Source organism: Parahoeflea alexandrii (assembly GCF_024105735.1).
GTDB lineage: Bacteria > Pseudomonadota > Alphaproteobacteria > Rhizobiales > Rhizobiaceae > Hoeflea > Hoeflea alexandrii.
Genome location: NZ_JAAAML010000002.1, coordinates 954,173 through 973,516, shown reverse-complemented (window position 1 = coordinate 973,516; position 19,344 = coordinate 954,173). Strand labels below are relative to the sequence as shown.

General features: G+C 63.0%; 16 protein-coding genes. 1 reads left to right on the top strand and 15 read right to left on the bottom strand.

Annotation, left to right across the window (positions count from 1 at the left end; genetic code table 11):
• Positions 1 to 5: 5 nt before the first annotated feature.
• The 12 genes from GTW23_RS14235 to GTW23_RS14180 all read right to left on the bottom strand — a co-directional run bounded on the left by GTW23_RS14235 (position 6) and on the right by GTW23_RS14180 (position 12,312).
• Entirely contained in the window at positions 6 to 833 is an 828-nt protein-coding gene (locus tag GTW23_RS14235; protein WP_252916221.1) for an ABC transporter ATP-binding protein, read from the bottom strand.
• Complete coding sequence (locus GTW23_RS14230; RefSeq protein WP_152010335.1) at positions 830 to 1,753, bottom strand: ABC transporter permease; 924 nt, start codon at positions 1,751 to 1,753, stop codon at positions 830 to 832. Before GTW23_RS14230 ends, GTW23_RS14235 begins: the two co-directional genes overlap by 4 nt.
• A complete protein-coding gene (locus tag GTW23_RS14225; RefSeq protein WP_382265922.1) occupies positions 1,750 to 2,814 on the bottom strand; it encodes an ABC transporter permease in 1,065 nt (354 codons plus the stop codon). Before GTW23_RS14225 ends, GTW23_RS14230 begins: the two co-directional genes overlap by 4 nt.
• A complete protein-coding gene (locus tag GTW23_RS14220) occupies positions 2,815 to 4,389 on the bottom strand; it encodes an ABC transporter substrate-binding protein (protein WP_382266263.1) in 1,575 nt (524 codons plus the stop codon).
• 281 nt (positions 4,390 to 4,670) lie between these two features.
• On the bottom strand, positions 4,671 to 5,666 hold the full coding sequence (locus GTW23_RS14215) for a YeiH family protein (protein ID WP_252916219.1): 996 nt from the start codon (positions 5,664 to 5,666) through the stop codon (positions 4,671 to 4,673).
• Positions 5,667 to 5,870: 204 nt separating this feature from the next.
• Positions 5,871 to 6,866 (bottom strand): alcohol dehydrogenase catalytic domain-containing protein, encoded by a 996-nt coding sequence (locus tag GTW23_RS14210; protein ID WP_252916218.1) that lies wholly within the window; start codon positions 6,864 to 6,866, stop codon positions 5,871 to 5,873.
• The gene (locus GTW23_RS14205; RefSeq protein WP_252916217.1) at positions 6,863 to 7,621 is read right to left on the bottom strand and encodes an SDR family NAD(P)-dependent oxidoreductase; all 759 of its coding nucleotides are present in this window, start codon (positions 7,619 to 7,621) and stop codon (positions 6,863 to 6,865) included. Before GTW23_RS14205 ends, GTW23_RS14210 begins: the two co-directional genes overlap by 4 nt.
• Position 7,622: 1 nt before the next feature.
• Positions 7,623 to 8,939 carry a histidinol dehydrogenase gene (gene hisD / locus GTW23_RS14200; protein WP_252916216.1) on the bottom strand — a complete coding sequence of 439 codons (1,317 nt, stop codon included), beginning with the start codon at positions 8,937 to 8,939 and terminating at the stop codon, positions 7,623 to 7,625.
• Positions 8,940 to 8,970: 31 nt separating this feature from the next.
• Positions 8,971 to 10,299: a TRAP transporter large permease gene (locus GTW23_RS14195; RefSeq protein ID WP_152010341.1), complete on the bottom strand. Its 1,329-nt coding sequence runs from the start codon at positions 10,297 to 10,299 to the stop codon at positions 8,971 to 8,973.
• A 9-nt stretch (positions 10,300 to 10,308) separates the two neighbouring features.
• The gene (locus tag GTW23_RS14190) at positions 10,309 to 10,824 is read right to left on the bottom strand and encodes a TRAP transporter small permease (protein ID WP_210385795.1); all 516 of its coding nucleotides are present in this window, start codon (positions 10,822 to 10,824) and stop codon (positions 10,309 to 10,311) included.
• 109 nt (positions 10,825 to 10,933) lie between these two features.
• Positions 10,934 to 12,085 carry a TRAP transporter substrate-binding protein DctP gene (gene dctP, locus GTW23_RS14185; protein WP_152010342.1) on the bottom strand — a complete coding sequence of 384 codons (1,152 nt, stop codon included), beginning with the start codon at positions 12,083 to 12,085 and terminating at the stop codon, positions 10,934 to 10,936.
• Positions 12,082 to 12,312, bottom strand: a complete 231-nt coding sequence (locus GTW23_RS14180; protein WP_152010343.1) for a hypothetical protein — start codon at positions 12,310 to 12,312, stop codon at positions 12,082 to 12,084. Before GTW23_RS14180 ends, dctP begins: the two co-directional genes overlap by 4 nt.
• Positions 12,313 to 12,423: 111 nt before the next feature.
• Between GTW23_RS14180 and GTW23_RS14175 the strand changes: the two genes are divergently transcribed.
• Entirely contained in the window at positions 12,424 to 13,452 is a 1,029-nt protein-coding gene (locus GTW23_RS14175) for a LacI family DNA-binding transcriptional regulator (protein ID WP_252916215.1), read from the top strand.
• A 40-nt stretch (positions 13,453 to 13,492) separates the two neighbouring features.
• On the opposite strand, the gene GTW23_RS14170 is transcribed toward GTW23_RS14175, so the two are convergent.
• From GTW23_RS14170 to GTW23_RS23520, 3 genes are read right to left on the bottom strand one after another with little or no spacing between them, the layout of a single operon-like run.
• Positions 13,493 to 16,891 carry an error-prone DNA polymerase gene (locus GTW23_RS14170; protein WP_252916214.1) on the bottom strand — a complete coding sequence of 1,133 codons (3,399 nt, stop codon included), beginning with the start codon at positions 16,889 to 16,891 and terminating at the stop codon, positions 13,493 to 13,495.
• Entirely contained in the window at positions 16,888 to 18,495 is a 1,608-nt protein-coding gene (locus GTW23_RS14165) for a Y-family DNA polymerase (protein WP_252916327.1), read from the bottom strand. Before GTW23_RS14165 ends, GTW23_RS14170 begins: the two co-directional genes overlap by 4 nt.
• The gene (locus GTW23_RS23520) at positions 18,404 to 19,303 is read right to left on the bottom strand and encodes an ImuA family protein (RefSeq protein WP_252916213.1); all 900 of its coding nucleotides are present in this window, start codon (positions 19,301 to 19,303) and stop codon (positions 18,404 to 18,406) included. Before GTW23_RS23520 ends, GTW23_RS14165 begins: the two co-directional genes overlap by 92 nt.
• Positions 19,304 to 19,344: the final 41 nt, after the last annotated feature.

The window sequence follows — 19,344 nt, the reverse complement described above, 5'->3', positions numbered from 1 at the left end:
ATTTCCTACTCGAGCCAGGCAGCGTCACGCGCCAGAACGGGCAGCGGGCGGCTGTCGCCGGTGATGGTCGGCAGGCAGTTGAGCAGCCCCCTGGTGTAGGGATGGGCGGCTTCGCTCATCCGCCGGGCGTCGAGCTCCTCGACCACCCGGCCGGCATACATGACCAGCACCCTGTCGCAGAAGGTGGACACCAGCCTCAGGTCATGGCTGATGAAGATCAGCCCCATGCCGCGCTCGCTGACCAGCCGGTCGAGAATGCGCAGCACCTCGATCTGCACCGTCACATCAAGCGCCGAGGTCGGCTCGTCGGCAATCAGCAGATCGGGCTCGGTGACCAGCATCATGGCAATCATGGCGCGCTGGCCCATGCCGCCGGAGAGTTCATGCGGATAGGCCGCCATCACCCGCTCGGGATCGCGGATCTGCACGGCTTCCAGCATGGCGATCGACTTGTCGTGCGCCTCGGACTTGCCGCCATGCAGCTTGACCGCCTCCATCAGCTGCCGGCCGATGGTCATCACCGGGTTCAATGAGAATTTAGGATCCTGCATGACCATCGACATGCGCGCGCCGCGCAGCTTGCGCCATTGCCTGGTGCTCGCGTGGCGCAGATCGATGCCATCAAATTCCAGCCGGTCCGCGGTTGCTGTTCCCGAAACAGGGGTCAGGCCCAAGAGGGCGCGGCCAGTTTGGGACTTGCCCGATCCACTCTCGCCGACAATACCAAGCCGCTCACGCCCCAGGCTGAAACTGACACCGCGCACCACCTCGACCGGTCCCTGTCGCGAGGGGAAGGCGATGCGCAGGTTCTCGACGGACAGCAGCGGGCTCATTTCTCGGCCTTCGGGTCAAGCACGTCGCGCAGGCCGTCGCCGAGCAGATTGAAGCCGAGCGAGACGGTGAAGATGGCGATGCCGGGCATGGTCGCGACCCACCAGTAATCGATGATGAAGCGGCGCCCGCCGGCAATCATCGCGCCCCATTCGGGTTGGGGCGGCTGCGCACCGAGACCCAGGAAGCCCAAGCCCGCGGCAGTGAGGATGATGCCGGCCATGTCGAGCGTGACGCGGATGATGACCGAGGACAGGCACAGCGGTACAACGTGGCCCCAGATGATGCGCCCGGAGGACGCGCCCTGCAGGCGGATGGCGTCGATGTGCTCGGCATTGCGAATGGTCAGCGTTTCGGCGCGCGCCAGCCGTGCATAGGGGGGCCAAGAGGTAATGGCGATGGCGATGATGGCGTTCTCGATGCCGGGGCCCAGGGCCGCGACAAAGGCCAGCGCCAGGATGAGCCGCGGGAAGGCCAGGAAGATGTCGGTTATCCGCATCAGCACGGTGTCGACCCAGCCGCCGAAATAGCCCGAGACGGTGCCGACCAGCAGGCCGATCGGCGTGGCGATGATGGCAACCAGCGCCACCACCATCAAGGTCAGCCGTGCGCCGTGGATCACACGGCTGAAGATATCTCGGGCAAGATCGTCGGTGCCCATCAGATGATCAAGCGACGGCGGCAGCAGCCGCTCTGTGCGCAGGTCGCCGCCGAGCACAGGATCATACGGCGCAATCACATTGGCAAAAATGGCGACCAGGACCAGCAGGACGACGATGGCCAGGCCGATCATGCCGAGCCGGTTGCCGGTGAACAGGAGCCAGGTGCGCCAGGCCTGGCCAAGGCGCGCCTGGCGGCGTGAGGCCGGCTGCTCGCTCTGCAGCCATTCGCTCAGGCTCCGGCGGGAGGCATCGATGCTCATGCGCGCCTCCTGACCCGGGGGTCGAGAACGGTGTAGAGGAAATCCGAGAGCAGGTTGAGGCCAACGAAGATGATGCCGATCAGCAAAGTCCCGCCAAGCACGGCGTTCATATCGGCGTTCTGCAGCGAATTGGTAAGGTACTGGCCGAGGCCGGGCCAGGCAAAGACCGTTTCAGTCAGCACGGAGCCTTCCAGAAGGCTGGCATAGGACAGGGTGACGACGGTGACCAGCGGCACGGCAGCATTCCTAAGCGCGTGCACCCAGATGATGCGCCATTCGGCGACGCCCTTGACCCGCGCGGTGACGATGTATTCCTGCGCCAGCTCGTTGAGCATGAAACTGCGGGTCATCCGGGCGATATAGGCCATCGAGAAATACCCGAGCAGCGAGGCCGGCAAGGCGATGTGCGAGACCACATTGCGAAACGCACCCCATTGGCCCTGCATCGCGGTATCGAGGAGAAACAGGCCGGTGGTCGGCGTGAAGGCATACTCGTAGGAGATGTCGATGCGGCCAGGGCCTGCGACGATGCCCCATTTGGCGTAGAAAACCAGAAGGCCAAGCAGGCCGAGCCAGAAGATCGGCGCGGAATAGCCCATCAGGCCGACGATGCGCACCACCTGGTCCACCAGTTTGCCCTGCCTGACCGCGGCCCAGACGCCGACCGGGATGCCAAACAGCGTGCCGATCAGGATCGCCACCGTCGCCAGTTCAAGCGTTGCCGGGAAAGCCCGGGCAATGTCGTTGATGATCGGCTTCTTGGTCAGCAGGCTTTCACCAAAATCGCCGGTGACAGCCTTTTCGACATAGAGGCCGAATTGCACGTAGAGCGGCCGGTCGAGGCCAAGCTCGACAAAGGCCTTGTCATAGGTCGACTGTGAAGCACGGTCGCCAACGACGGCGAGCACCGGGTCAACGGGCACCACCCGGCCGATCAGGAAGGTGACGACGAGCAGGCCGAAAATGGTGACGGCAATGGTGGCAAGCAGCCGGACGGCCTTGCCCAGGAAAGCCGGAAGGGCGCGGCTGCGCCCTTCCGCAAAAGCGGACGTCGCAGACACTTACTTGGTCACGGCCTTGAACGAGTTGTCGTTGAAGGACGGGCCGACGACAAAGCCCTCGACATTCTTGCGGCGGGCGAGAACCTCGATTTCCTGGAACATGATGACAAACGGCGAGGTCTGCTGATGCTCGGTCTGGAGATCGATATACATCTGCGCCCGTTTTTTTGCGTCTCCCTCGAGGATCGCCGCATCAGCCTTGAGCGTCATTTCAGGGATGTCCCAGGCATTGCGCCAGGCCAGCGGCTTGGAGGCGGCGTCATCGGAATTGTCGGGATTGCGGGCAAAGGTATCGGCATTGGTGTGCGGATCCTGATAATCCGGGCCCCAGCGGCCGATATAGATGTCGTGGTTGCGGGCGCGGTACTTGGTCAGCGTTTGCTGGCCATCGCCCGGGATCAGCTCCATCTTGATGCCGGCCATCGCCATGGTCTGCTGGATTGCCTGCCCCATCGCGGTGATTTCAGGCGTGTTGCGGGTGTCCATGGTGACGGTGAAGCCATCCGGCAAACCTGCTTCGGCAAGCAGTTCCTTGGCCTTTTCGACATTGAGCGAAAACGGTGTCTCCTCAAGAGCGCCCAAAAAGCCGCGCGGCAGGAAGGCCTGGTGCGGGATAACCTTGCCCTTCATGATGGTGTCGGAAATCGTGGCGTAGTCGACCAGATATTTCATCGCCTGACGAACCTGCGGCTTGGCAAGGTTCTCGTTTTTCTGGTTGAGACCGAGGTAGTAGATCGATCCCTTGACGCCGCTTTCTACGACAATATCCGGATTTTCAGAGAGGGCGGTGATTTCCTCGGCGCCGACATTGCGGGCGATATCGATATCACCCTGCTCGAGCAACAGGCGCTGGGTGGCGGTTTCGGGAATGTGGCGATAGATGGCCCGGGCCATCGGGGCAGCGTCGCCGGAATAGTTATCGTTGCGTTCAAGCACAATGGCTTCGTTGGCGCGCCAGTCGCGGATGGTGAAGGCACCGGAGCCGGCATAGTTTGTCTTGAGCCAGTCATAGCCGAAATCGCCATCGACCTCGTTGCTCTTGACCAGTTCGCTGTCAACGATGAAGCCCACGGTTGCCGTCAGGCAGTAAAGTACCAGTGTCGGCGCATAGGGCTTGTCCATCTCGAATTCGAAGGTCATGTCGCTGGTCTTGCGAATCATGGCGTCGACATTGTCGGCGGAAAAGCCGAACTGGGTCAGGATGAAGGCCGGCGACTTGTCGAGCTTGATGGCGCGCTGCAGCGAGTAGACCGCATCTTCGGCGGTGATCGGATTGCCCGACGCGAATTTCATGCCGGGGCGGATGGTGAAGGTGAAGGTCTTGCCGTCTTCGGAGACCTCCCATTTCTCGGCAACGACGCCAAAGATCTCGGAGACATCCTTGACGTTGTAGCCGATCAATCCCTGATAGGAGTTGCCGAGAACCTCGGAGGCGGTGAACTCGAAGACCTCGGCCGGATCGAGCGAAATGACGTCGTCGATCGCCCAGGCCTGGATCAGTGTATCAGGCGGTGTTTCAGCCTGCGCAGTGACTGGAGCGAAGGCAGCAGCCGTGCACATCAGCGCAACAGCCATTAATTTCTGAACGTGTTTCACGGCAAAACTCCCAGCTAAACGTGTTCCCGAACAAATCCTTGCGGGGGCCAGCATTTTGCCTTGTCACCCTGCGGATGCTCCATTGAGGTCACAGGCCGGAGAGACTGTCAAGCGCGCCGCTGGCAGCCGGAGGCCGCTGGTCACCATCAGCCCCGACGGGAACACGCGGGAAACACGAAAAATCCTGCTGGGAAATCTCGAGGGCAATACATCTTATTGTTTTAATTATATATATTTGCCCAACGCTGTTCCAAACAGCGTCAGCTGGCGGCAAGTCCGAAGGATACTGCAGTCCAGGCAAGGCCAAGCAGAAACACCGTCTCCAGCACGATGACGGCAACGTGACGCCAGCCCAGGTCCATCATGGCCTTCATGTTCGTGCGTACCCCGAGCGCCGAGATCGCGATGACCAGAAACCAAGAAGATGCATCGACAAGCAGTACCGCAACAGCAGCAGGGATCAGGCCGACACTGTTGGCGATTGTGACCACACCGAAGCCGACCACGAACAGCGGCAGCCGCACCTGGGAGAAGCCTGATTCGCGGCGGGCGGTCGCCAGTGCGACAATGATCAGAACCACCGGCAGAAGTGTGACGCGCAGCAGCTTGACGATGGTTGCGGTGTCGCCGGCCTCAGTCGAAATCGAGTAGCCAGCACCGACCACCTGAGCCACGTCATGAACTGTCGCCCCGATCAGAAACCCGCTTTGCTGATCGCTCAAGCCGGCAAGGCCGAACAGCACCGGGTAGATGATCATGGCGATGGTCGACAGCGTGGTCACGGCCACGACCGTGAACAGCACATTGCGTTCGGTCTTGTCATTGGCGGGGATCACCGCTGCCAGCGCCAGCGCCGCGGAAGCACCGCAGATGGCGACCGAGCCACCGGTCAGGATGGCAAAGCGCCAACCGCGCGAGAACAGCTTGGCGCAGATGAAACCGAAGCCGATCGTCAGCGCCATCAGGCTTGCCACGGTTACCAGCCCGGAAGTTCCGATGCCAGCGATGTCGCCAAGCGTGATGCGGGCGCCGAGCAGCACGATGCCAAGCCTGAGCAGAGTCTTGGAGGCAAAGACCACGCCTTCGGACGTGCGCTCCTGATCGGCCATGAAGTTGAAGGCCATGCCAATGAGCAACGCGAACAGCATCACCGGCGCAACGTAATGCTCGGACAGAAACTTCGCCGCCGCAGCTATCGTGAGAGCAAGAAGCAGGCCCGGAAACAGGGTTTTCGCCCGCAGGGGAAAATTCAACATGGAGGTCATCTATTCAACTTTGCAGATCAACACTTCGAAAGATCAATACCCGGCATGACATGCAGCATGGACATGACACCAGGCTGTCCGCTTCGATCCAATCCGCAGCGGTCCGTCAGCGGGCAACTCGAACCGCCCTGCAATTCCGGGGCAACTTCATGGCTCACGCAAAACCGGAGGATGGAGCCCGGCCCCATCCCGCGCTCACGGCCTCAGGACAATCTTGGGCGCGGCGGCCCGTCCGGCAAGAATGTCGGCAAAAGCCCTAGCGCCGTCCTCAAGAGGGCGCTGTTCGGCCCAATCGAGGCTGCCGAGGCGGCCATCGAAGATCGCCGCGGCGGTATCGCGGAAATCCTGGGGGCTGTAGGTGTAGGCGCCGATGAAGGTGATCTCCTGCAGGGTCAGCCGCCGGATATCGAGGCCCGAAGACGCGTCGCCCAGCCCAATGTGGACAATGACGCCGCCCGGCCGGGCGGCGCGGCTGGCCGCCGCCCTGGTTGCCGCAAACCCGACACCGTCAATCACAAGGTCATAGCCTCCCGGGTCCTCGGCCGTGATCTCATCGGGTGTGGCAACAATGAAATCTCCGGCAGACTTCAACGCCGGCAAGCGGCGCTGGTTGGCTTCACTGATGGTGATGTCTACCGCACCAATTGCCCTGAGCGCCAGAGCCGCACCGAGACCGATTGCGCCACCACCGATGACCAGGCACCGCGCAGCCTGCAGGGGAACATCACCAGCGCGCGCTCCCAGCCGCACGGCGTGCCAGCCACAGGCCAGCGGTTCGGCGAGACATGCCTTTTCGAAAGACACATGATCGGGCATGTCGACAAGATTTTCCGCCGGGATGGCGATGTACTCGGCAAAAGCGCCCTGACGCGGCGCCATGGACAGGATCTGTCGCTTTGCACAGAGGTTGTTGCGCCCGGTCTTGCAGGCCCGGCACTTGCCGCAGGTGGCAAGGGGGTTGACCGTAACCCGCCGCCCGGCACCGGGGCCATCAACGACGACGCCCGAAGCCTCGTGGCCAAGAATCAAGGGTGCAGGGCGACGCTCGTCATGGCCGAGATAGGCATGCATGTCAGAGCCGCAGATACCCACCGCCTCGACCCGGACAAGGCACTCGCCGGACGGCAAAGAGGGGGCGGGTTCATCACGCCAGACCAGGCTTTCGGGTGCTGTGTAGACAAGCGCTTTCATCTGGCGGTGTATCCCCCGTCAACGAAAAGGACCTGGCCGGTCACGTAGACAGAAGCCTCGGAGGCAAGGAACAGCAGCGGACCTTCGATGTCTGCCATCTCGCCATTTCGGCCGATGCAGGTCGATCCCGCATGCATGGCCGAGACTGACGGGTCGGCAAACACGGGCCCGGTCAGTTCGGTGGGAAAAAACCCGGGTGCAAGCGCGTTGGCATTGATGCCGTCACGGGACCAGGCCTCCGCCATGGCGCGGGTCATCTGCTCGACCCCGCCCTTGGAGGCGCCATAGGCAATGCCGTTGCTGAAGGCGCGGCGCGATTGCAGCGAGGCGAAATTGATGATCCGGCCCCAGCGTTTGCGGCGCATGCCCGGAACAAGCGCCTGGGCAAGAAAGAAGGGCACCGTGAGATTGAGCGCGATGGTCCGCTCCCAGCCTTCGGGCGTGACCTGATCAGCCGGCTGGCGCAGATTGAGCCCTGCGGCATTGACCACGATATCCGGCGGACCGAAGGGCTCGGAGACCCTGGCCGCAATCGCGGCAATGTCGGCGCCTGCAGCCAGGTCAGCGGCAAGGCTTGCGGTTTGACCATCCGTCTCCGCACGCCATTGCTCGAGAGACTCCGCACGCCGGGCGAGACCAACGACGCGGGCACCCGCCAGGGCGAGAAAAGTCGCCGCAGCCCGGCCAAGCCCCGAGCTTGCACCGGTGACGAGCGCGACCCGGCCCTTCAGGCCGAACAAAGCCTCACTGCTCATGTCAGATATCCTGGCCGGTTCCCGAGAGATCGAAGTTCTCGCCGGGGAAATACTTCCGCAGCCTGATGTCGGCGGTGCGGGCATGACCTTCCATGCCTTCCAATCGCGAGATCCGGGCCGTCGCCTCGGCTATGGACTTCGAGCCTTCACGGGTGGCACGCTGCCAGGTGACGATCTTCATGAACTTGTGAACCGACAGCCCGCCGGTATAGCGCGCAGCACCCGAGGTGGGCAGCACGTGGTTGGTGCCCGACGCCTTGTCGCCGAAGGCTACCGTGGTTTCCTCGCCCAGGAACAGCGAGCCGTAGCAGCCCAGCCGACCCAGCCACCAATCGGTATCGGCGGCCTGCACAGTGAGATGTTCCGGTGCGTAGTCGTCGGAAGTTGCAGCCATTTCCTCGCGGCTGTCGCACAGAATGACCTCGGCGAAATCGCGCCAGGCGGCCTCGGCGTTGTCGCGGTTGACCTCGGGCAAGGTGGCGATGTGCTTGGGGACGAGCGCCATAACCGCCTCGGCCAGCGCGCGATCATCCGTGACCAGCCAGACCGGAGAGTTGTAGCCATGCTCTGCCTGACCGACGAGATCGGCGGCGACGATTTCCGGATCGGCGTCCTTATCGGCCAGGATCAGGCTGTCGGTGGGACCGGCAAACATGTCAATGCCGACACGGCCAAACAGGATGCGCTTGGCTTCGGCGACGAACTGGTTGCCCGGTCCGACGAGAATACCCGATGGCGGCACGTCAAACAGCCCGAAGGCCATCGAAGCCACACCCTGGACACCGCCCATGGCGAGGATCGTGTCGGCACCGCAGATGTCGGCGGTGTAGAGGATTGCCGGATGAACCCCGACATCGGGGCGCGGCGGCGAACAGACGGTGATGTGCTTGCAGCCCGCCACCTTGGCCGTGGTCACCGTCATGATCGCGGACGCCACATGGCTGTAGCGGCCACCGGGCACGTAGCAGCCGGCGGCCTCGATCGGGATGGTCTTCTGCCCCGCCGTCAGGCCCGGCACGATTTCGACCTCGATGTCGGTGAGGGTCTTCTTCTGGGCCTGGGCGAACTTGCGCACATTGTCGTGGGCGAAGCGGATATCGTCCTTGAGCTTCTGTGGCAGGCTTGCTGCAGCCGCCTCGATCTCCTCGCGGGTGACCTTTATATTGCCGGTGTAGCGGTCGAACTTCTCGGCATAGCTGCGTGCCGCCGCCTCGCCACCAGCTTCGATCTCGTCGAGAATCGACTGGACCGTGTCGCGGACCGACCCGGAATCGGAGGTGGAGGTTTTGACGGCTTTCTTGAGATAGGTACGGGACATGTCTCCGGTCCTCCTTATTGATGATTTCGGACTACTGGTAGATTTCCGGCAGCAGGGTTGTTGAGAGTGCAGGGACATAGGCAATGATCAGCACGACGAGCAGCATGAAGAATACAAACGGGATTGCCTGCCAGGCTATTTTCAGAATCGACTCACCAGTGATGCCAGACACGACAAACAGGTTGAGACCGAGCGGTGGCGTGATGAAGCCAACGCCGAGCGATGTGATCATCATGATGCAGAACTGGATCTCGTTCATGCCGATGTTGTCGGCCAGCGGTTTTAGAATGGGCGCCAGGATCACAATGTTGGGGGTCGTTTCCATGACGCAGCCGGCAGCGATCAGGATGAAAATCATCAGCAGGATGAGAATGTAGGGATCCTCGCTGATAGAGGTCACCGCAGCGACGAAGCCTTGCGGCACGCCCATGATGGCAAGCGCCTGGGCCAGCGGCAGCGAGAAGGCAATGATCGGCAGGATCACGCCGACCACCTTGGCGGACCCGAGCAGCATGGCGGGAAAGTCCGACAGTTTCAGCGTCTTGAGGAAGAAGCCCATGATGATGGTGACGATGACGGCGGTGGCGCCAGCCTCGGTGGGTGTCAAACGCCCGGAGAAGATGCCGTAGAAGATGATTCCGGGCACCAGGAACGCGTACCAGCCAGACTTCAGTGTCGTGCGCAGATTGCTGAACCACTCGGCGAACGTCATCGGTTCGCCACCTTCGTACTTGTAGATCCGGTTGACGACGATGTTGGTGATCAGGATCGAGATCAGGATACAGATCCCGGGAATGAGCGCCGCCAGGAACAGCGTGGAAGCGGAGATGCCAAGCACCAGACCGATGATGATGTAGGCGATCGATGGCGGGATCAGGATGCCGGTACAGGCACCTGCTGCAACCAAGGCACAGGCATAGGGCCGCGGATAGCCGCTTTCCACCAGGCGGCCGATGGTCATCCGGCCCACCGCAGCCGCACCGGCGGCATCGGAGCCCGAGATGGCTGCAAACATGCCGCAGACCAGAACCGTGGCGGAGCCAAATCCGCCCTTGGTCCAGCACGTCAGCGCCTCGGCCACATCGAGAAACTTGCGGCTTAGACCGGTGCGAACAAGCACGTCGCCGGTCAGGATAAAGAGCGGGATCGCGGTGAGCGCAAAGTGATCAATCCCGTCAAACAGGGATTCGCCGACCAGAGAAAGTGGCAGCGCACCGGACATGATCAACATCATGATCGCGGCCGAGCCGATTGCCGCCCAGACAGGGATGGCAAGCGCGCACAGGACGACAAACAGGATCACCGGCGCGTAGAAATCCCAACCCAGGACAACCGTGTTTAATTGCTGATTCCACAACATGGCTGATCCTCAATCAAAGAGCTGGTTGCCTTCGAACACCGGCCGGCCGGTTCGAAGCGAATTGAAATCGTGGATGAAGGACTGGATCAGCCGTGCGATGAGAAGTGTGAAACCAATCGGCACCGCCATCAGGAACCAGACCATGGACACGCGCAGGCCGTGGCTGACGGACCCAAATTTCCAGGACACCGTGACAGTTTCAAAAGACCAGTAGAGCGCAACCAGGGCCACCGAAAACATGACCAGGTCGCCCAACATGTAGAGCAGCGCTTTCATGCGCGGGCCGAGGTAATGCATGATGACATCAATGCGGATATGCGCGCGCTCGCGCACCGCGGAGGCCGCCCCGATCCAGGCGAGATAGATGAAGGAATAGCGGACCACCTCCTCTCCCCAGATTGACGAGTAGGAAAAGGCTTCGCGCCGCAGAACTTCAACGGCCATCGTCACCACAAGCAGAACGTAGAAGACCAGCAGGGCCCACCGTTCCGCATTCCTGTCCAATGCTTTGAGAAATCCCGGCACGTCTATCCCCTCCTGCGCGACCGCAGGAAACACTCCCCGTGGTGCAAGCTGACATGAAAGACTTTTAAGTGGGGCCGGCGCCCGGTGAGGCGCCGGCCTGGATCAGGCATTACGCGTCGTGGACGTAGTAACGGCCCATCGTGCTTGCGGCTTCATCAAGCTTGTTGAAGACATCCATCGATCCGGCCAACTCCACCTTGAAGGAGTCCCAATCGGACTTCTGGTAGCCGCCAACGTCTTCCCATTCCGCGAGCTGATCATCGGTCAGCGAATGGAATTCGACACCGGACTTGCGCAACTCGGACATGGCGTAGTTGCGGGCTGCGGGAACCTTGGCGAGGTTCTGCTGTGCGGTGATCTCGCCGGCGAACTCGATGCCTTCCTGCACGTCAGCAGGCAGGCCGTTGAACCATTCCAGGTTCATCGAAAAGACCTGGCTGTCAGGGACGGCCTGGGTAAAGGTCACATGGCTCAGAATGTCCTTGAAGCCAAAGACAAAGAGCGCTCCGACGGACGGATCGAGTGCATCGGCAACACCCTGCTTGATGGCAGACGGGGTTTCGCCCCATGCCACCGGTGTCGGGTTCGCGCCGACCATACGATAGTATTGCTGCAACATCGCCGAGCCGGGAACGCGGAACTTGACGCCTGCCATATCAGCCGGCGACATGACCACGTTGCCGCCCTTGCGGACTGCGACAACACGTGGGTCGATCACGATGTAGAACAGAGGCTTGAAACCGGCTGCCTCGATCTTCGGATGGACTTCCGACTTCCAAGTGTCGGAGTTGACCAGATTGACGAATTTCTGGTTGGCGCCGCAGAAATAGGGAAGATTGATCAGGTCGGCAGCGGGCGCGAAAGGCGCGAAGTTGGACAGCGAATGCTGTGCCGCCTGAATGGTACCACCCTGAACCTTCTGTACAAGAGCACCACCGGCCCCCAGCTGGCCGCCAGGTGCGAGCCGGACGTAGACCTTGCCGTTTGTGGCGTTCTGGATGTTTTCCTTCAGGTCAAGCTGCATGATCGGATAGCTGCGTGACGCGCCGAGAATATAGGCAGTGGCAATGGTCATGACGTGCTCGGCCGCAGCCTCGCGCTCGCTCTCTTCCTTGGCTGTCTGCGCCACGGCCTGATCCGACCACAATGTGCCCGCAGCGCCGGCCACCATGGCAACGGTAAACGCGCCTGCGCCAGTCAGCTTAAGAAAATTGCGCCTCTCGATCGAAGCCACTTCATCCTGGATTTTCTTGTCAGTCATCGGGTTTCCTCCTCCCTTTGAATTGTCATGGATTTGTCGTCGCTTCGCTGTCCCTCAAGACTGAGAATACCGACGACAAAGAAACAGCAGGAGATTGCAAGCACCAGTGCTTCGGCTACATCGGACATGAAGGCCGCGCGAAAAAATGCACCGGCAAGAACATCAGCAGTGAACAGCGCCATAAACAGGGCTGCGATCCAGAATGCGGATTTTCGAGCTTGCGTCATGACCCCTCCCAAGGTTCCAACAAAATCGAGTGTAAGCGCTTACATCAAATCATGCAAGCGCTTACATCGTGCATCTTGAAATTTGCGGGTATAGTGAAACAAAGAGGGGCAATGAACGAATTCGCAAAACCAACGCTGGATGACGTGGCGCGCGCGGCAGGAGTGTCGACGGCGACGGTTTCACGTTGCCTTAACGCGCCGGACCGGGTGATCGCTACGACACGGGAGCGGGTGATGCAGGCGATCGAGACGCTCGGCTACACGCCGGATTTTGGCGGGCGGGCGCTGGCCTCCCGCCGGACCAACACGGTTGGCGCGATCATTCCGACCATGGACAACGCCATTTTTGCGCGGGGATTGCAGTCGTTCCAGGAGGCCCTGTCGCGTTTCGGCAAGACGCTGCTGGTGGCGAGCTCGGGCTATTCGCCGGCGCGCGAACGCGAACAGATGGAAGTGATGGCAAGCCGCGGCGTTGACGGCCTTTTGCTGATCGGCTCTGCGCGGCCCGAGGCGAGCGTCGAATTCCTGCGCCGCCGCGGCATTCCGTTTCTCGGCGCCTGGAACCTTGGCGGTGAGGACGGCTATTTCGTCGGCTTCGACAATCGCGCCGCCGCGGCCGGACTGACCGAGAAAGTCCTGGCAAAGGGGCATCGCCGGCTCGCCATGATTGCCGGCATCACCGAGATGAACGACCGCGCCGCCGACAGGATGGAAGGCGTGCGGGCCGCTGCGGAACGCGCCGGCATTCCTGCGGATGAGCTACCGGTGATCGAGGCGGCCTACACGTTTGACGAGGGCGCAAAGGCCTTCGGGAACCTGATGGCGCTTGCGCCACGTCCGACGGCGGTTCTGTGCGGCAATGACGTGCTTGCGGTGGGGGCCATGCAAAAGGCGCGCGAACTCGGCCTGCGGGTGCCCGAGGACGTATCGATCACCGGGTTCGACGACATCGATCTGGCCGGCGTGGTCGATCCGAAACTGACCACCGTGCGGGTGCCGCACAACCGCATGGGTGAGGCCGCAGCCGAGATGCTGATCAGGCTGATCAACAAGGAACAGGTGGAGCGGCGGATCGAGATCCCGACGGCAATTGTCGAACGCGGAACGCTGGGGCCGCCAACGCCCGATCCGGCGACATAGCCATTTCCGCTAGCGCTGCCCGCCCTGCCTGGCCTTCGCATCAGTGGAAGTTCCTGCCTTTAGGCAGAGCACGGCCTGCATTTCTGGCTGTCGCCAGTTCCTCATAGTCCCGGCGCAGTTCCGGTGCCTCGCGGATCAGCCTGATGATGCGGGCGGCGGGCTTGGTGCGCGGGCGCATGTCCTCGATCGGGCGGCGCACCTCGTCGGCATTGGCGAGCCCGCCCATCTCGGCTGCCATGTCAGAAATCTGCGCCATCATCGGGGTCAGGTCCTCGAGATACTCGGCCACGACATGGATAACCCCGTCCTCGTTCTGCAGCCTGCCGCGCACACCGACGCAGCGGCTGCCGAGCACGATGGCGCGGAACTTCTCGAACACCTTGGGCCAGACGATGATGTTGGCGACACCGGTCTCGTCCTCGATGGTCTCGAACACCACGCCCTTGGCCGAGCCGGGCCGCTGCCTGACCAGCACGAGGCCTGCAACCTTGACCTGCCTGCCTGAACGGATGTCCTGCAGATCGGAGTTGGGCCGGCAGCCCTTGCCCGCCAGCCGCTCGCGCAGGAAGGACATCGGGTGCGCCTTCAAGGAAAACGACAGCGCCTGGTAGTCATTGATCACCTGCTCGCCCAATGGCATCGGCGGCAGGTGGACATCGGGTTCCTTCTGCAGATCATGGCTGTCGGCAAGGGCGAACAGCGGCAGCCGCTCGGCACTCGAGAGCGGGTCGAGCGCCTTGACCGCCCACAGCGCATCACGGCGATCGAGCCCGATCGAGCGGAAGCAATCGGCCTCGGCCAGCTGTTCGATCGAACGGCGCGGCAGGCCGGAGCGCATCCACAGATCGCGGACACTGTCATAGCCGCGGCCGCGGTTCTGCATAAGCTGCAGGGCTTCGGCTTCGCCGAACCCCTTGACGTGTTGCAGCCCCAGCCGCACCGCATGGGCGTGCTTCATGATGCCCTTCATCTCGCGATACCGGGGTGAGAGCGGCTGTGGCGCCGGATCCGGCTCCAGTGTCGCGTTCCAGTCCGAGCAGTTGATGTCGACGGCGCGGATCTCGACGCCGTGCTCGCGGGCGTCGCGGACAAGCTGGGCGGGCGCATAAAAACCCATCGGCTGGGAGTTGAGAATGGCGGCGCAGAAGACATCCGGGTAATGGCACTTGAGCCAGCAGGAGACATAGACCAGCAGCGCGAAGCTCGCCGCATGGCTTTCGGGGAAACCATATTCGCCAAAGCCCTCGATCTGGCGGAAACAGTGCTCGGCGAAGTCGCGCTCGTAACCGTTCCTGACCATGCCTTCAACCATCTTCTGCTGGAATGAACCGATGGTGCCGACCCGGCGGAAGGTGGCCATGGCGCGGCGCAGCTTGTCGGCCTCGCCGGGTGAGAAGCCGCCGGCGACGATGGCAATGTTCATCGCCTGCTCCTGGAACAGCGGCACGCCGAGCGTCTTGCCGAGCACATTGCGCAATTCCTCCTTCGGAAAGGAAACCTGCTCCTTGCCCTGACGGCGGCGCAGGTAGGGATGGACCATGTCGCCCTGGATCGGGCCGGGCCGGACGATCGCCACCTCGATGACCAGATCATAATAGCAGCGCGGCTTGAGGCGCGGCAGCATCGACATCTGGGCACGGCTTTCGATCTGGAACACGCCGATGGTGTCGGCGCGGCAGATCATGTCATAGGTGGGTTTATCGCCATCGGGCAGCGAGGCGAGCGTTTCGGCGCGGCCGTAATGCGTTTCCAGCAACGCGAAGGCCTTGCGGATGCAGGTCAGCATGCCGAGCGCCAGCACGTCGATCTTGAGCATGCCGAGACTTTCGAGATCGTCCTTGTCCCACTCGACGATGGTTCGGTCCTCCATCGCCGCGTTCTCGATCGGGATCAGCGAGGACAGCTTGTCGCGGGTAATCACGAAACCGCCGACATGCTGCGACAGATGACGCGGAAAGCCAACGATCTGAGAGGCAAGATCGAGCATCTGCGCCAGGTGCTTGTCGGCCGGATCGAGACCTGCCCGGCGGGCGTCCTCGGCGTCGACCTCGCGCGACCAGCCGCCCCACTTGGTGCCGGATATGGCAGAAATCGCATCGTCGGAAAGCCCGAACACCTTGCCGACCTCGCGGATCGCCGAGCGGGCGCGGTAGGTGATGACGGTGGCGGCGAGCCCTGCCCTGTCGCGCCCATACTTCGCGTATATATACTGGATCACCTCCTCGCGCCGCTCGTGCTCGAAATCGACGTCGATGTCGGGCGGCTCGTTGCGCTCCTCGGAGATGAAGCGCTCGAACAGAAGGTCGACCTTGCCGGGATCGACCTCGGTGATCTCGAGGCAATAGCAGACGGCGGAATTGGCGGCCGAACCGCGGCCCTGGCAGAGGATTTCCTGCGAGCGGGCGAAGCGGACGATGTCATAGACAGTGAGGAAATAGGGGGCGTAATCGAGCTTCCTGATCAGCTGCGTCTCATGGGCAATGGCCTTGAGCACCTTTTCCGGCGCGCCGCCGGGATAGCGCTTCTTCAGGCCGATGGCGGTGAGCTGTTCCAGCGCCGCTTGCGCAGACAGAGGCTCTGGCCCGAGTTCGGCGAACATCGGCGCATCGGGATACTGATAGCGCAGTTCATCGAGCGAGAATCGTATCCGCCCGAACAGAATGGCGGCTTGCGCCACCGCCGCCTCGTAGCCCCTGAACAGATGCAGCATCTCGGCATGCGATTTGAGGTGCCGCTCGGCATTGATCTCAAGCCTTGTACCGATGCTCGCCAGCGTCCTGCCCTCGCGGATGCAGGTCAGCACATCCTGCAAAGGCCGGCGTTCGGGCGCGTGGTAGAGCACGTCGCCGATCGCCACCAGCGGCAGATCATGCTCACGCGCCAGCCGGGCAAGGCTTGCCATGTGGCGCTGGTCGGTGCCGCCATGGGCGCGGGACAGGGCAAGATACAGATGGTCGGGAAAGGCTTTGCGCAATGGCTCCAGCACTGAGGCGAGACCCGCCCCGGCGGCTGCGGCAGGTGCGACGACGGCCATCAGCAGGCCTTCGCCATGTGTGAGCAGATCGTCGAGCGTCAGGTGGCATTCGCCCTTCGGCGCGCGGCGTTTTCCCGTGGTCAGCAGTTCGCACAGATGCGCATAGGCCGCGCGGTCCTGGGGCCAGACCAGGATATCGGGAGTGGTATCCATGAACACCAGCCGGCAGCCGGTGGCAAAGGCAAGCCCAGCCTCCTTCGCCGCCATGTGGCCGCGAACGACGCCGGCCAATGAATTGCGGTCGGTTATCGCAATACCGCCGAGGCCGAGCCGGGACGCCTGCACCACCAGTTCCTCTGCATGCGATGCGCCACGCAGGAAAGAGAAATTGCTGGCAGTGGCCAGTTCGACATAGGCCGGCCCGATGCGGGGCGAGCCCACATTTGGTGGAGAGATCTCATTCATGCAAACAGCCCGTGCATGTACCAGGCGGGCTCGCTGGTTTCGCGGCCGTAAAGCCCGTGGCGGAACATCCAGAAGCGGTAGCCCTGCCGGTCCTCGACGCGGAAATAGTCGCGGGTGCGGGCACCGCGTCCGTCGCGCCACCATTCGCAGGCGATGCGCTCGGGCCCCTCGGAGCGGGCGACCTCGTAGGAGACATTGCGCCAGCGAAACCTGAGCGGCGGACCATCGGGCACCTCGGCGATGGTCTGCATCAGTTCCGGCCGGTCGAACAGGATCAGCGGCCGGGTGATGATCTCGCAGGGAGCTTGCGGATCCGGCGAGAACGCCAGCGCGGCATTGCCCGCGGCGGATCTCCGGGCTCCAGAACCGGGGGCGCCAAGATGAGCGACCGGCTGGCGGCCGAAACTGCGCTCGGGAATATGGGTATCGGCGAGCACGAAGCGCTGGACCCGATCCAGCCCCAGCCGCGCGCCCAACCGGTCGACCAGGGCATCATGGCCCTGCCCGGCAGCGTGATGCGCCATCATCTCCGTTTGCCCGCCTTCGAACGGATCGGCATGGACCACATCGAGCCGGATCAGGTCGAAACCGAAGCCGGCGTCGAGATCATCATGCAGGCCGGCGATGCGTTCGGCGAAGAGGCGGCTGATCATGCGGGCATCGCGCAACGGTCTGGCGGTCTGCACATCAAGCAGGCTCACATGGCCGTCGACCCGGAACAACTTGAGCCGGCAGTTGCGCAGGCCGAGGCCGCGACGCTCAAGCGGTTCGATGATGCCCGCGGCGAGGGCTGCGATCACATGGCTGATCTCGTCCTGGTGGGTGACCGGCTCGGCGAAGCGGCGCTCGGTGGAGAGTTCAGCCACCGGCATGATCGGCGAGATCGCCTCGGCCTCGCGCCCCAGGGCCTGGTCGAGCCGCTGCATCAGCCGGGCGCCGAAGCGGGCGGCCAGCGGCGCGCGCGGCAGGCCGGCAATGCAGCCGATGGTCTTGAGGCCGACGCGGCCAAGCGAGGCGACCATTTCAGGCGGCAGGCGCAGGCCGCTGAGCGTCAGCGGCAGCACCGCCTCGGCATGCGCGCCCCCGGCAATGATCCGCGCCTGGCCATAGCGCGCCATGGCCCAGGCGGCGCCCGGGGTGTCGGCGAGGCAGAGCCGGACGTGAAAGCCCTGCGCGCGCAGCCTTGCCTCTAGGTCGGCGATAAGCGCCGCCTCGCCGCCAAGCAAATGGGCGCAGCCGGTGATGTCCATGAACAGGCCGTGATCTCGCGCCACCTCCGGGGCGGTATCCAGCGCAACAAGCGGCGTATAGCGCTCGCACCAGCCGGCGATCTTCACGAGCAGCGCCCGGCTTGCCTCGTCGTCGGCAGGATGGCAATCGAGATCGGGCACCAAGGCGCGGGCGTCGCTGAGCGTCTGGTTCGGCCTGATGCCGCGGGCGCGGGCGCGCTGATCGAGCGCCACGATGCGGATGGCGTTCTTGACCGTATCGGTGACGACGACAGGCGGCGTTTCAGGATGCGCGTCCAAAATCCTGCCGGCGATCCAGGACTTGCCCCATCTGGCCCGGTGCACCCGGTCGGTCGGCAGATGCGGGAAGGCGATCGAGAGGATGCGCTGACGGCTTGGTGCGTGAGGCTGGATGGGGTGCGGCATGGTGGAAACTTCTGTCTCTGGGGTTCCAGGCTAAAAGCCATTGGCCGGTCCGTCCGGCGCGGTTGCGTTCCAGCGTGAGCAACAGCCGCATTGCCCCCACGCCACGTTCAAGAGTGTCGTCCGCCCCCGATGGTTTGGTGTTCACCCGCCAGCGCGTGGCCGCTGCACTGGCCTCCTCCTCGCCACTCTGGCGCAAAGTCAGCGCCAGCACACCGCTTTGCCGAGCGCGCAGCATCAACCGCCGCGTGGCGGTGATGTCGAAGCGCGCCGGATTGCCCTTGATCTGGAAGACCAGCGCCGCCAGCCCCGCGCATCCCGCCGCCTCGTCGGCCGCCCACATGGCGCCCTGCAGATCGCCCGGCTCGACCATCGTCATCGATGACGGGTCGAGCCCGTACTGGGCGAGGCCCGCCGGGAAAAGCCCGCCGCCATCAACCCGGGTGGCCGGATCGCTGACCCAGACGATGCCGCTGCGCCCCATCCTATCGGTGTGAATGGCACGGGCGGCGAGGCCGAGCGCAAATCCGGTGGCAGCACCGATGTCGCGCGCCAGCGGGCTGCGCACCTCGTGCAATCCGCCGCAGGCCAACCCGCCATCGAGACAGTGATCGACCGCGCTGGCGCCGAGCGGCAATGGTTGAGCCTCGCTTCCATCGCCAAGCGCCATCCCCCGGTGCGCCTGATACGCCTGGGCCTCATAGGCGCGGGTGCGCGCCTTCAAGATATCGGTCGCGGTCTGCAGCCTCGAGAGACTCATGCTTGATCCAACTTGTTCCTGTTATGTTCTAATAAACACCG